We start from the raw sequence: 14,349 nt of genomic DNA on the forward strand, positions 1-14,349 counted from the left end.
CCGAGATTAATTGGTTTGGAGCAGCCGCGCTCTTTCCTTATCCAGATCCTGCATGACAGTGTTAGGGTTCACGACCGTTCCTTCACGCAGGATTACTTTCTTGGCGGTTAAGATCAAGATGATCAAGTCATTCGCTATACTCTGCTTCTCCACGTATTGCACATCCAACTCCAGCCGCTCCTCCCAGGAGAGCAGATTGCGCCCATTGATCTGCGACAATCCGGTAATTCCCGGTCGAACGGCATGCCGCTTGCGTTCGCGTGCCGTATAATACGGCAGGTATTGTACGAGGAGGGGCCTTGGTCCAACCAAGCTCATATCTCCCTTCAGCACGTTAAACAGCTGCGGAAGCTCATCCAGACTCGACTTGCGCAGGAAGCTGCCGAAGGGGGTTAGACGCTGCTCATCTGGCAGCAGTCTCCCGTCATCTCCCCGTTCGTTGGTCATACTTCGAAATTTATAGATGGAGAACGTATGCTGATATTGACCGATGCGCTCCTGCGTAAACAACACAGGAGCGCCCAATTTCCAGCGCACGAGCAGCCAGAGCACGATCAATAGCGGTGATAGAACCAGCAGCAACAGGACGACAGCAGCGATATCAATAGACCGCTTGAGCATGTGAATCGCGCTGCTGCCAATGCTGCTGATACCAAGTGACGGCGCGCTGCAGCCCTTCGCTGAAAGTAACCTGCGGTTCATATCCTAAGCATTGCTTGGCGAGTTGAATATCGGCCAAGCTATGCTGCACATCGCCTTGACGAGCATCGCGATACTGCGGCTGCAAGCTGCTGCCCAGCAGCTTGCTAAGCTGGCGATACAGCTCGTTGATCGAGATCTGTTCCCCGCAAGCGATGTTGAACACTTTGCCGGACGCCTCTGAATCAGCATGGCACGCCAGCAGATTTGCTTGAACGACATTATCGATATAAGTAAAGTCTCGCGACTGCATGCCGTTCCCATAGATATCAGGCGATCGATTCTCCAGCATCGCCTTCACAAACCGCGGAATGACCGCCGCGTACTGAGAATAAGGATCTTGGCGAGCGCCAAATACGTTGAAGTAGCGTAAACAGATCGTCTCTAATCCGTATACGCTGTGAAACACCGCCGCATAATACTCCGTCGCTACTTTAGATACCGCATACGGCGATAATGGCGCAGGTGGAAGCGACTCCGACTTAGCCGTTGTCATCGCATTTCCGTATGCGGATGAAGATGATGCCATCACTACCTTCTGTACACCGGCATCCTTCGCCGCCACCAGCATATTCAGCGTGCCGTCCACATTATGCTGATGCGTCGCGATCGGGTCCTCTATAGATCGCGGCACCGATCCAAGCGCAGCCTGATGAAGCACGTAGTCCGCTCCCTTGACAGCCTCTACACAGGTGTCCAGATCGCGAATGTCTCCTTCGATCAGCTCGATATGCTCTAGGAGATGCGCTAGATTCTCACGTTTTCCTGTTGAGAAGTTGTCCAACACCTTCACATCATGACCTAGCAGCAGTAAGGCCTCGACCAGATTCGAGCCGATGAACCCGGCTCCTCCAGTCACCACATAATTAGACATAAGCAACCTCCGTCCGCACAGCGGAGCTGTTATCCGACGCTCGCTGTCCGCCTAGTAGATAAATATGGTCTCCTCGTATTCCCTTCGTGGCGTGGCGCGTATCGTAGACAAGCGCAGCCTGCTCCGCCACCCAGCCGTAATCTATACAGCGGTGATCCGTCGTAATGATGATCAGATCCGCCTGCTGCAGCGTCGATTCCTCTAGTGGGGCCGACAGCACCTCTTCGCCGTTCTTGTCTCTAAAACGTTCGACATACGGATCGTGGTAGCTGACACTTGCCCCCTTGCCGCGCAGCAGATGGAATATTTCCATGGCAGGCGATTCTCGAACATCATCGATGTCGCGCTTATAGGCCATGCCTAACAGAATGATGTTAGCGCCGTTCACCGACTTCCGGTGATCGTTCAACAGATCGCTTACCTCCTGCAGAACGAAACGCGGCATATTCCCGTTCACATCGCTTGCCAGTTCTATGAACTTCGTGTAGAAATCATAGGTCTTCGCTTTCCACGACAAATAAGCCGGATCAAGCGGAATACAGTGTCCGCCGATACCCGGTCCCGGATAGAATGGCATATAACCGAACGGCTTACTGGCAGCCGCGTCTATGACTTCCCATACATTTATCTTCATCCGTTCGCACATGAGCGCCATCTCGTTCACGAGCGCGATATTGACGCTGCGGAACGTATTCTCTAGCAGCTTCACCATCTCAGCTACACGGGTCGAGCTTACCGGAACGATCGTTTCGATAAAGCTGCCGTACAGCTCGATCCCCAGTTCCAAGCACTGCGGTGTTATGCCTCCGATCACCTTCGGGGTATTATGCGTGTGATAGACCGGATTGCCGGGATCCACCCGCTCAGGGGAGAAGCATACGAAGAAGTCCTCGCCAACCTTGTACCCGAGCTTGGCTTCAATTTCATGAGCGATTAATTCTTCAGATGTTCCCGGATACGTCGTGCTCTCCAATACGATCAGCGTCTCTTTGCGCATGACGCTAACAATCTGCTCCACAGCCGCTGTCACATAGGATATGTCTGGATCCTTCGTCTTTCGCAGCGGAGTCGGCACACAGATGCTGATCGAGTCGGCATCTTGAAGGATCGCATATTGCGTGCTTACGTGAAAACGACCGCTGACCATGCAATCACGAACCTGCTCATCCGACACATCCTTCACATAGGATCGACCTTCCATCAGCTGTTGAATCTTCTCCGGTGAGGTGTCAATACCGTATACCTGATAACCGGCATTCACCATTTCCACCGCCAGCGGCAGTCCAACATATCCTAGACCTACAACCGCTGTAACCGCTGATCGATCCACGAGCTTGCGCTTAAGTTCCATAACGGATCTCCTCTCTATTTGCCTGATGAGTATGGCGATGCAGCGCTTGGTAGAATTCACATCTCCGCTTCGTCAACGCTTGTGTGGAATAAGATAATGACTTCTCATAATTGCGCTCGCCCATCTCCTGCATGAGCCGCGGATCTCTGAGGACGGTGAGAATCTTATCCGCCAATGCCGCGGCATCCTTCGGCCTCACCATATCCTCGTCACGCAGCAGCTCTGGAATCCCCCCCACATTCGTCGCGATGCAAGGCAGGCTTCGCGCCATCGCCTCGATCAAAGCTCGCGGCAGTCCTTCGACCAATGACGGCAGCACAAACAGGTCGCACTGATCCAACTGAGCGGCGACCTGACGTGAACCGTGCAGCATACCGAGAAACCGCACGCGTTCGCTGATATGAAGCTGTTGCGCTAATGCTTCGAATTGCGCTCTGCAGCGGCCATCGCCCACAAGCTGCAATTCAATGTCTAAACCCTGATCGACACAGCGTTTTACCGCTTCAATCAGAACATCCTGGGCTTTATAGGTCGTTTCCATACTGCCTACATGCGCGATCTTATATGGCTTCTTGCAGCTTATCTTCCTTGCTCGATACATTCCGTCATCCATCTCAATGGATGAATAATGGGAGGTCACCGCATCGATGCGCGCTGGATAGCGGCGCTGCAGCGTTCGCTCGGTTACATAGGAGACACCGAAGGCTTGGCGGCACTGCCGTTTTAGCTCCCATGTGGACATGAGCCTGATCCATGGCCTCACAACGCTCTTAACCGTTCCAGGCGCCAGCGCCTCCCACGCATCGCTGCATACCTCAAGGCTGTATCTCTTACGCTGCTTCTTTAACTCTTTCCATGCGATCGTCCCGATCGTCCCCGGCACGCGAAGAATCGCGCAATCGCACGTCGTTATCGCCAGCTTCGTTTCTCGGACTAGACGACTCCGCACACGGGCGTACTGCCACGGGCCAATGTAGTACGGAAGATCGTGAAATTGCACCTTCTCCGAATCCGCGCGAATCCATTTTTCAGGAACAGACGAAACGGACTTCACCCGCGCCAGCACCACAATCTCATCAAATACTTGCAAGTACCGCTCCCAGAAGCTTGCGCCATTCTGCGCTTCTGTCCATACACTGCCATCGCTCGCGCGATAGAACCTCGTCTCTACAGCAACCAAGCATTTCATAGGCTCACATCCGCCCCGACAGGATCTATTCGTTTATGCAATAATTGATCGTACAGCCGCTCATGCCCCCGCCAGATGTCCAACGGTTGAAAGTCACGCTCCACTCGCTCCCGTCCTCGTTGCCCCATAAGTCGCACTTCCTCAGGATGGCGCAGCATATATTCCATCGCCTCGCGAATGCTGTTCACATCTCCGATAGGCACAAGGATACCTGTAACCCCGTCTTGAACCCCATCCACGCAGCCAGTCGCCATCGATGTGATGACCGGCAGACCTGAAGCGCAAGCTTCCAGATTAGCGCTGCTCATCCCTTCTCGATAAGAAGGGAACACAAATACATCCATACTCAGATAATATGGAAGTACAGGACTGACGTATCCAGGTGCTAAGATTCGCGGATGACCTTCGATGAGCTCCTTCGTCGACGGACTGATCGGATCACCCGCTTCATATTCACCGCACAGCAGCAGATAGCATTCTTCTTGATTGGCACATATGCTGTCAAAGGCGGCGACTAATTCTTCAACGCCTTTGTCCTTCGTCAACCGTCCTACAAAGCCAAACACCTTCGCCTTATCAGGTATTCCAAGTGTCGAGCGAATCTTCTTCGCGTCCATCAGCCTCGATTCATTCAGCGTATAGTCCTCTATCCTCACACCGGAACAGCTTCCATGATGAATGACTGTAGATTTGGTGCGCCTAGCAATCCCGAATGCTGCCGCCTGCTCTCTCAAGCTGTGACTCACACACAGGACTTGATGGACGCAAGCGACCGCGACGCGTTCCATCTGAATCATCAGGCGCCGCTTGAACCCGCGCAGCGTCTCATGACGCAAGCCGTGCATCGTATAGATCCGAACCGGTATCCGCGTGAGAAAGGCAGCGATGCTGCACAGCAGCCCCGCCTTCGGGGTCCCCGCATTAATCACATCCGGCCGAATACGGCGAAATAGCAGAATCAGTCTCCATAAGCTCACGATATCCTTGAGCACAGAGATTTCTCGCTCCATCGGCACCTCATATCGTTCCGCGTCCATCGTTCCGATGTCACCGGGTGAACACACGATACCGACCCGATAGCCTTGCTGCCGCAAATATTGGATCTGCCCTCTATAGAATCCCGCACTGGCAGCTATAGTAACAGCGAACACGATAAATGGCGCCCGTTCTTCCTTCCGGCTCATGGCCCGTCTCACTCCTCAGATCTGGCCCTTCTCGAAACCAGCCATAGAAATAGAAATGGCATAAATCCAGACTTCACTATAAAGAAAACGAGATTGTCTGAATCTCCTACTAGCATCACAAAACAGAAATTAATAAGCAGCGGCAGCAGCAGGATCCGAATATCCCGATCTCGCCAACGCTGCAGCAGCCTGCGAATCGCTCCAACGACGAAGCCCCATACCGTAAAGGCCGCGGGAATCGCGATCAAACCGAAGTTCAATGCGCTCTCACCCAATAAGCCATATACACGCGAGGACTGAAACTGTTCCCCCGCATATGTTCCAGCTCCGAACAGCACCTCAGTTCCCGCCTTTTCCTTCGTAGGCGGCTTATCGGACCAGAGAAAGCTCGGTATAAGCAAGGACGCCGCGCCCAGATAAGTCTCACCAAGAGCATAATCGTAATCATCGCCATGCTGTAGCAAACGATACAGCACATAAGACTGAATATCGGTCCTCGCCAGATCGCCAAGCAGCGTCATCTTCAGGGAAGATCGATCATTCGTTGAAGAAGCTTGCTGTGTCTTGCCCTGCAGCATATCCGTTATTCCGTCAATGCCTTTATCCTTGTAGAAGCCATATAGATACATAAAGGCAATCACGAAACACAATCCGACTAGAATAACCTTCTTCGTGATCGGGCGTATGTAGAGATGAAGAATGCCAACTGCCCAAAACAAGGACCATAATGTGTTGCTGCGACTGCCGCGCAAGCCGCCGAACAGCAGCTGCAGCATCAGAAATCCCGCTAGCACAAGCATCAATTTTCCCCAGGAAGGAACCTTATCGCTCTGACTTCGATACCACAAGGCGCCGCCCATCATCAGCAGAATGGGAAAGCTCTCGGAGAACATGAAGATAATCCCCATTCCAGTAAAAGCGTCGTCATTGGAAGCGTAGGATTGGATGTACCCCATAATGCCACCAAATCGTGAATAAACGATCATCTGCAGACCGCATGTTAATACCAGCAGGGTAATCCATATCGGCAGCAGCTGTCCTAGCTGAAGCTTCCAAGCTTGGACATGACGCTTGCTGCCGCTCCTCTTCCACGTCAGCGAGCGGGCCCAGCGATACGCGATGATGCCCATTAGATTAAAGATCGATAAATACCCAACCCAAGTCCGCCAGTCCTCTGGAGGCTGAACCTCGCCCATCCACAGATCCCATTTTATATGCAGAAGCGGAGCTAGAAAGAAATAATGCATGCCCAGAAGACCAAGTATTCCTGCTAAGTCAAACGGATCGACCTTCCCTCGCATCCAGTCAACCGCATCCGGCAGAATGATGATGCCGCAGAAGATGATCGGAATGAGGCTCCAATGCCATAAGGCCGAATTCGTGGCTAAAAAGCCCATAGCTATTAATAAAGACACATATACGGAAATGAGCAGGCTAAGCAAATCATAGGAGCGGATGGCTTGTATCGAACCTGTAGGGTATGATCGATCCTTCTCAGCGCTAGCTGATCCGTTCCATCGACCGTTCCACCGATGATTCATCAAGCGAAATCCCCCCTTCAAGAACGTCTAACCGCAATACATGGCTTGCAGCTTCTGACTGAGACCGCCTATCTCCAGATTGCGCGCTACGATGCTCTGTTCGATTGTTTCCCAGGAAGCTGGTTTCACATTTAACGCTCGCTGCATCGCCGCTACCCATTCATTCGGTCCATGCTGGATACTGACCATTTCGATTAAACCAACACCCAGATCCACCTCCGCTGACAGCGAATCTGAGATCATACACGGCAAGCCAGCCGCCTGGGCTTCCATGATCGACAGACCAAACCCTTCGTAGAGGGATGGAAATAAGAACATGTCCAACGCCCTCAATACGTCTGGCACATCCTCGCGCACACCCAGAAAATATACGCTCTCCCCAATACCCTGCTCCTGAACCCAAGCCTCCGACTCTGGACGCAGAGGCCCATCACCTGCAAGAATGAGCTTGGCGGTCGGCTGTTGACGCAGAAACTCGCGAAACACCTGCAGTAGAAAGCGATGGTTCTTCGGCGGATTGAACCGTCCGACATGCCCAACCAATATGTCCTCAACAGGCAATCCAAGACTGCGACGCAGTTCTGCCTTGTCATAAGGCGGTTCTCTGAACCGCTTTAGATTCAAGGCGTTATGCACGATCTCGATATTGTCCCGCTCCATGCAACCTGGTCCGAATAAGGCTTCACACGCCTCAGTTGAGACCCCTAACAAGTGAGTGGCGTGCCGCAATATTTTCTTCCTCATCGAAGCGCGGTAGCGATTGCGCAGCCATGAATTCTTATAGCCATCCTGTGTGCTGTTGCTATTCGCGATCCGCATGCTGATGCCGCAGGAATGAGCAATTTGCAGGATAACTCCTGAAAAATAGAGCACCTGACTATGCACGCCGCGAAATGGACCTTCCTCCCGCAATATGCGAGTCAGCGCTTGGCGATACTGGCCAAGACGCTGCAAACGCGGCGGCTGAATCCTGAATATTCTGCCACCGAGACTGAGAATCTCTCGGTCGTAATGACCTTCCTGCTCGGAGTGAACGACGAAATCAAATTGGACCTTATCTCGGTCCAGATGACGGTACACATCCATCACGAAGGTCTCTGCGCCTCCGCGATTCATTACGCCAAATACATGCAATATTCTATACGGCTGTTGCGGCATATGCTTTCTTCTCAACCTCCCGATTACGGCGAACCGCGGCGATAATCACGATACCGCTGGCCAATGTCTGAACCCCTGCTACAATCATCAGCGCGTACACTGCCCCTTCTATCCCTAGCTTAGGGATCAGCAGCCATTGTGAGATCAGGCTAACCGCGAAAGTAAGGGCAAAAAGATACGGCTGTATTCGAAATTTTCTGGCGGCTGACATCCCATAGCCCGTGGTCGAAGCCATATACAATACAGCCCCATACCCCATCAGCAGCACCAGCAGCGGGGAGTATGCTGCGAATTGCGGTGTATACAAGAGCGCAAGCAGCGGACTGCCGAGCCACATAGCGGCGCATATTCCCGCGACTCCTAAACCAAGCGCGAGAAGACCCATGTAGGATAGCAGCCGAAAGTATTGGCGGTATTCCCCTTGCGCATAGTATTTGGCTAATCTAGGACTCGCCGATTGTCCTATAGCGCTCAGCACGGTGCTTCCAGCCACGATAAAGTAGGCTAGAGAGGAATAGATCCCCAGCATCTCGACGCCGAGATAATGCTCGATAAAATAACGCGGCAAGGCGTCATTCAAGGAGATAATCATCATGACGATACCGAGCGGCAAGCTTAGCTTCAGCAGCGCGCGAACGTTAAACGCCGCGCGCGACCAGCGCAAGATATGATGCTGGGCCGCGTATCGCATATCAACAAGAAGCAAGAGGAGCAGCCAAGCGATACACATGCCAGCAACTCCCGCAATCAAGCTTCCCGTACTCCAGAATAGTGAGGCCATAACCAGCAAAGTGATGGGCCCCCTGAGCAGCAGCGACTTCGAGATGAGATCCAACCGTTCGCGCTGCTGCAGCAGCCCATAGATGACATCGCTTATCGCTTCAATCCCTTTCGATAGGCTGACAAGCAGTATAATGATTGCTGCTTCCCTGCTATATGGATTAACGATAAGGATGCCGCCCATGATCAGCATCGCTAGAACCAGCATCATAAGCCGCAGCGCCACATAATTCTCGAAGCTGAATTGACGCGCGGCATCCGTTGCTTGAATGGTGCGAAGCTGAAGATTCGTAAACATGAATATAGGGGCGGATACAGCAAGCGCCAGCGCATAGAGGCCGACTGTCTCTGCTCCGCCCCATTTAGCCATAACGGCAATCGTAGCCCACTGGCAGGCCGCGTAAACGACATTGCCCATGAATGTCCATGCGATGTTCACCCGCAGTGAGCGTACGCTCTCTCCTCCCATAACTGCGCGCCTTCCTCTCTAAGTCCCTGTTAACGCATATGCGCCCTGTTGATTCTCTAGCATGACGGAATCATCCATCGGCTGCAGCTGATAGCTTGGAACCATCTGCTGGAGCGCTCCGCGAATCTTGGCGCCGTCTGGCAGAAGGCTCACTTGCCTCAGCATCTCCAAGCCAAACAACAGTCCCTCTGTGTTGATCTCCACTAATTTGCCGATAAAGATACGTTCATGCTTCGTGGACGTTATTCCTTCCTCACTTGTCAGAAGCTCCTCGTACAGCTTCTCTCCACGGCGCATGCCGGTATACGTGATGGATATATCTTGCTCAGGCTCGAATCCCGATAGACGAATAACATCTCTCGCCAGATCCGCGATCTTCATCGGGTTGCCCATATCCAGAATGAATACTTCCCCGCCCTTCGCCAACGCCCCCGCTTGCAGCACTAATTGCACAGCCTCGGGAATCGTCATAAAGTAGCGAATCATTTCCGGGTGTGTGACCGTGACCGGTCCGCCTTGCTTGATCTGCTCTTGGAATCTAAGAATGACACTGCCTCTGCTGCCAAGCACGTTGCCGAAACGGACAGCGGCGAATATCGTCTCACTGCGCTGATTCATGTTCTGCACGATCATCTCGGCAATTCGCTTCGTCGCCCCCATGACGCTTGTCGGATTAACCGCCTTATCGGATGAGATAAGGACGAATCGCTCCGCCTTATATTCATGAGCGCATTCTGCTACATGCTTCGTCCCGAACACATTGTTCTTGATCGCTTCCGCTGGATTGCACTCCATGAGCGGTACATGCTTATGCGCCGCCGCGTGAAATACCACCTGCGGCAGATGCTGGCGAAACACAGCTGCTATACGCTCGCTGTCCTGCACGTCGGCGATAATCGTTTCCAGCGCAAGTTGTGGGAACTTTCGCTGAAGCTCCATCTCCATCTGATAGATGCTGTTCTCTCCATGTCCGAGAAGCAGCAGCTTAGCGGGCTTTGCCATCGCAATCTGCCGGCATAATTCAGAGCCGATCGAGCCTCCTGCTCCCGTAACTAGAACAGTCTTGCTGTTCACATAGGAGCTTATGCTTGCCAAATCAGTATGAACAGGCTCTCTTCCAAGCAGATCTTCCACCTGCACATCCCGAATCTCCTTTATACTGACCCGGCCCTCTATGAGATCATTAAGTGCAGGAATGATCTTCAGCTTCGCTCTAATGCCTTGGCAGCACTCAATGATCTCTTTAATCTGTTCTCGCGACGCGGATGGAATCGCGATAATAATATCTTCGATCGCCATGTCCGAAACCACTGTTTCAATGCTATGCCGGTTGCCCACTACGGGAATGCCATGAATCTGGCATTTGTGCTTTCTCAAGTCATCATCGATAAACGCCACTGGCACAATATGAGTGGAAGGATGCTGCTTCAACTCCTTCGCGATCATACTGCCGCATTCTCCCGCTCCGATGATCAGCGCCCTTCTCTTGCCGTGCTTATGAACGTGGACCTTGTCTTGAAACATTCGTCTAGCGAAGCGAATGCCGCCAAGTCCGAGCAGCGTGGCCTCAAACGACTCTAACGCTGATATAACAGGAATCGTCACCGACAATAAACCCAGACTGAGAATATAAGAAGCAAAGCTGCTAATAAATACAGCCTTTACAAGCAAGTAAGCTTCATGAATACTCGCGAACCTCCATATTCGCTGATACAGCTTAAGGCCATACATGACTGCAACCTGAATTGTCGCTGTTATGATGGCGTACAGTAAATACGGGATCCACCCTTCTGAATCACCCCCTGCGGATGTTTGCAATAGGCAGGTCAAAAATACACACATGGAGACGATCATGTAATCCAGCCCGAGAAAACCTGCCATTCGCTTTTGCATGTTCATAAACTACCTCCGTCAACAATTGATGTAATGAGCAAATCTAAATAAGTGCCTTATCAAAGTCACAATCATACCGTGATGCCTGATCCATTCACGTTCGGCATCACAGCATACATCTGACTTCTTATTACAGGGCATCTAACCCCTCCTCACGTTACACCCTTGACGATCTACGTCTAAGGTCGTTACACCCACAGCGCAACCGAGTGCCTCCCGTGATATAGGTTCAGTAGGCATGACCTTTGGTACGCTCCAAGCGACCGCAAGTATAAAATTAATTGCGCCAACTAGACGCTCTACTCGTATTTGTACAGCTTATTGTGCTTATGAGGCTTAACTTGATTGAGAACGACACCTAGTATATTGGCCTTCACCATCTCTAGATTCAGCTTCGTCTTCTGTACAAGCCCCCGCTTCACTTTGCCTGCCCGCACGACGAGCACAACACCATCCACAGCAGTTGATAGGATTAAAGCATCCGTCAGGATATGAGCTGGCGGGGTATCGAAGATGATCAAGTCGTACTCCTGCTTCCATTCCTGAAGCAGCTCATTGAGCCGCGGTGAAGCTAATATTTCCGCTGGATTCGGCGGCACTGGACCAGAAGGAAGAATCGATAAATTTACTAAAAACGTCTCCTTCACCGCATCAGCTTGAACCGCCGGCGACATCGGCAGCGTTAATAAGTTCGAAAGCCCGAAATGATTGGTTAGCCCGAAGAATGTATGAAGAGCTGGCTTGCGCATATCCGCGTCGACAATCAACACCTTCTTACCTTCCTGCGCATAAGAGACAGCTAGATTCGCTGTGATAGTAGACTTCCCTTCGCTTGGCAGAGTTGACGTGATGATCAGGGTTTGTATGGGACGATCCCAGCCTGCAAAATTAATGTTCGTGCGTATCGTGCGAAATGATTCTGATATGAAGGACTGTGGATTAATGACGGTAATTAATTCTCTGTTATGCGCTTGTCTTGGCATTTAGTTCACCTGCTTGCTTCTTGTTTACACGCACTGCTTTCTCTTTAAGGTCACTTTGCTTCACTCTCATCACCGCTCCTAAAGCGGGCAGACCGAGCAGACCCTCCACTTCCGCCTCCGTCTTGATCGTGTCATCCAGCTTCTCGAGCATGAGCGAGATCGCTAGCATGAACATAGAAGAAAGAACGAAAGCGATCATTAAGTTCAAGATGTGATTCGGGCTGATTGGAGCAGCATGATCATCCAGCTTCGCTAGATCTAGCACCGACACATTATCCACTTTCATCAGCTGCGGAATATCCTCTTTGAAGACGGTCGCCATTGCGTTCACGATCTCAGCCGCTCTCTGATACGAGGTATCTACTAGAGTTAATGTCATCACCTGAGATTCGCGCCCCGAAATAATTCGCACCTGCTGCAGGAGCCCTGCGTGCGGCTGTAAGTCAGGGTATCGCTCCAGCACTTTATCCTTTATGCGGGCGGACTGCAGTATCTCCTTATAAGAGTTGATCAGCATAATGTTCATGTTGATCGTGTTCACATCCACAGGCGCTGGGTTATTGTCGGAAAGATTGTTCACAAGCAGCTTGCTTGCAGCTTCATACTTCGGCGTGATCCAATTGAAACTGATGTACCCGACTGACACGCTTATAAGGAGAACGAACACAGTCATGAACCAGAAACGTTTCTTAATAACATGTAGTAAGTCTTGTAATTCCACTGCAACCAGTCCTTTATCGTTATTGCAGGAATTTACCGCGCGGCAACAGCGCATAATTCCCTGCTTCGATCTGTTTGCCTGCTATAACTAATTCCGCATTCCGCTTTACCTCTTCCATATACTCAACACTCACATGCTTTGCGATCGCTGCGTAAGCCTCTTTCAGATGAAACTGTCTGGTATGAATATGGTGGGCATCCGAGCCCAATAAGTGAGCCCATCGCTGCTTGCATATCCACATTGCGGTCTTCTGAATCTTGCGGCCATACTCTCCAATCAGAGAGGGCGCTGTCACTTGAAGCAGAATGCCTTTGGCGATCCAGCTTTCTAGAATGGATGGCTGACTTACTATCGAGAGATGTCTCTCAGGGTGAGCAATAACGATGTTCACGCCTGCCGCCGTCATATCCGCTATGAAACGATGGAAGTACACAGGGATACTCGATTGCGGCAGCTCCACTAGTAAATAACAGCTGTCAGCGAGTGTCTGCATATGACCTGCTGCGAGATCCTGCATATAGGCTGCGTTTAATCTATACTCTTGTCCTGTTAATAAACGTATTGGCAGCCTTGCCTGCGCAAGCTGATTCTGAACCTGTTGAAGCGCCTCACGTATCTTGTCCGAAGGATTGTCATGATGTCTCGTCCGATGATGAGGTGTCGCGACGATCGTATGAATACCCTGTTTCACGGCATACGCAGCCATTCGCAGCGTCTCTCCCATGTCGCTAGCTCCGTCATCTAATCCGGGTAAAATATGACAATGAAGATCGATCACTCTTTGATCACCTGACTTTCGCGTGTGGTATGCTGGAGAAAAGCGTGCTTATATATATAAATGAAACATGTAGCGACTTTATTACTACTATTTATTGATTCTTTGTAAGTCTTCTGGCATATTTCACATTTAGCGCGGCATCAAAAAAAGCCATTCCCGCTCGGTCGTATCCGAGAGAAATGGCTGCATGAACTTTATGAAATCTATATTCGTCAAAAATGCTCTATGATAGAATAGATTCGCAAGGAGTTATATGATACCGATGAATCATGACACTGTAAGCTGCATCTCTGAGCTAGAACGCGATAGAGTCTGCTTGATAGGAGGTTTAATGTAAGAATGGATTACGGCACCCGAATAGCGGAGCTAAGAGAGCATAAGGGATGGACCCAAGAGGAATTAGCTTCATCGCTGGGCATTACACGAGCCTCCCTCTCCCACTATGAGAAGAATAGACGCAAGCCTGACTTTGACATACTCAACCAATTGGCGGATATATTCGAGGTATCCATCGACTACATTATCGGCCGTACCCATCGTATACAGCCGGCATTGTCCGAGGATGTTCGGGGTTTTGTGGACAAGCTGGAGCTCTCAGATGAAGATCTATTGAAGAGCTACAAGCTGATGGTAGACGGCCGTGAACTAACTGACGAGGAAGCAAGACGGTTTATCGCCTTTGTGCGAGCTGAGCGGCTTATGAGAACCTAAACATAATGAGGCTCGTTC

At 51.2% G+C, this 14,349-nt stretch carries 13 protein-coding genes; 1 reads left to right on the top strand and 12 read right to left on the bottom strand.

All coding sequences use genetic code 11. The features are described 5' to 3' along the window. Window positions 1-6: 6 nt before the first annotated feature. The 12 genes from ACXX53_RS04915 to ACXX53_RS04970 form a co-directional block, all read right to left on the bottom strand. The gene (locus tag ACXX53_RS04915) at window positions 7-621 is read right to left on the bottom strand and encodes a sugar transferase (protein ID WP_458567456.1); all 615 of its coding nucleotides are present in this window, start codon (window positions 619-621) and stop codon (window positions 7-9) included. Continuing rightward, window positions 602-1,573: an SDR family oxidoreductase gene (locus ACXX53_RS04920; protein ID WP_458567457.1), complete on the bottom strand. Its 972-nt coding sequence runs from the start codon at window positions 1,571-1,573 to the stop codon at window positions 602-604. Before ACXX53_RS04920 ends, ACXX53_RS04915 begins: the two co-directional genes overlap by 20 nt. Then, window positions 1,566-2,924 carry a nucleotide sugar dehydrogenase gene (locus tag ACXX53_RS04925; RefSeq protein WP_458567458.1) on the bottom strand — a complete coding sequence of 453 codons (1,359 nt, stop codon included), beginning with the start codon at window positions 2,922-2,924 and terminating at the stop codon, window positions 1,566-1,568. The genes ACXX53_RS04920 and ACXX53_RS04925 overlap by 8 nt, the downstream gene beginning before the upstream one ends. Continuing rightward, the gene (locus ACXX53_RS04930; protein WP_458567459.1) at window positions 2,914-4,113 is read right to left on the bottom strand and encodes a glycosyltransferase family 4 protein; all 1,200 of its coding nucleotides are present in this window, start codon (window positions 4,111-4,113) and stop codon (window positions 2,914-2,916) included. Before ACXX53_RS04930 ends, ACXX53_RS04925 begins: the two co-directional genes overlap by 11 nt. Continuing rightward, window positions 4,110-5,297 carry a glycosyltransferase family 4 protein gene (locus ACXX53_RS04935; protein WP_458567460.1) on the bottom strand — a complete coding sequence of 396 codons (1,188 nt, stop codon included), beginning with the start codon at window positions 5,295-5,297 and terminating at the stop codon, window positions 4,110-4,112. The genes ACXX53_RS04930 and ACXX53_RS04935 overlap by 4 nt, the downstream gene beginning before the upstream one ends. Before the next feature lie 8 nt (window positions 5,298-5,305). After that, window positions 5,306-6,841 (bottom strand): hypothetical protein, encoded by a 1,536-nt coding sequence (locus ACXX53_RS04940; protein WP_458567461.1) that lies wholly within the window; start codon window positions 6,839-6,841, stop codon window positions 5,306-5,308. 24 nt (window positions 6,842-6,865) lie between these two features. Beyond that, a complete protein-coding gene (locus tag ACXX53_RS04945) occupies window positions 6,866-7,996 on the bottom strand; it encodes a glycosyltransferase family 1 protein (RefSeq protein ID WP_458567462.1) in 1,131 nt (376 codons plus the stop codon). After that, entirely contained in the window at window positions 7,977-9,245 is a 1,269-nt protein-coding gene (locus ACXX53_RS04950; RefSeq protein WP_458567463.1) for a lipopolysaccharide biosynthesis protein, read from the bottom strand. The genes ACXX53_RS04945 and ACXX53_RS04950 overlap by 20 nt, the downstream gene beginning before the upstream one ends. Before the next feature lie 18 nt (window positions 9,246-9,263). Then, window positions 9,264-11,144 (bottom strand): polysaccharide biosynthesis protein, encoded by a 1,881-nt coding sequence (locus tag ACXX53_RS04955; RefSeq protein WP_458567464.1) that lies wholly within the window; start codon window positions 11,142-11,144, stop codon window positions 9,264-9,266. A gap of 293 nt (window positions 11,145-11,437) precedes the next feature. After that, window positions 11,438-12,121 (bottom strand): CpsD/CapB family tyrosine-protein kinase, encoded by a 684-nt coding sequence (locus ACXX53_RS04960; RefSeq protein WP_458567465.1) that lies wholly within the window; start codon window positions 12,119-12,121, stop codon window positions 11,438-11,440. After that, on the bottom strand, window positions 12,102-12,842 hold the full coding sequence (locus ACXX53_RS04965; RefSeq protein WP_458567466.1) for a YveK family protein: 741 nt from the start codon (window positions 12,840-12,842) through the stop codon (window positions 12,102-12,104). The genes ACXX53_RS04960 and ACXX53_RS04965 overlap by 20 nt, the downstream gene beginning before the upstream one ends. Window positions 12,843-12,861: 19 nt before the next feature. Further along, window positions 12,862-13,620 carry a tyrosine-protein phosphatase gene (locus tag ACXX53_RS04970; RefSeq protein WP_458567467.1) on the bottom strand — a complete coding sequence of 253 codons (759 nt, stop codon included), beginning with the start codon at window positions 13,618-13,620 and terminating at the stop codon, window positions 12,862-12,864. A 339-nt stretch (window positions 13,621-13,959) separates the two neighbouring features. On the opposite strand from ACXX53_RS04970, the gene ACXX53_RS04975 reads away from it, so the two are divergent. Beyond that, window positions 13,960-14,331, top strand: a complete 372-nt coding sequence (locus tag ACXX53_RS04975; RefSeq protein ID WP_458567468.1) for a helix-turn-helix domain-containing protein — start codon at window positions 13,960-13,962, stop codon at window positions 14,329-14,331. Window positions 14,332-14,349: the final 18 nt, after the last annotated feature.

This window comes from Paenibacillus marinisediminis (assembly GCF_054343325.1).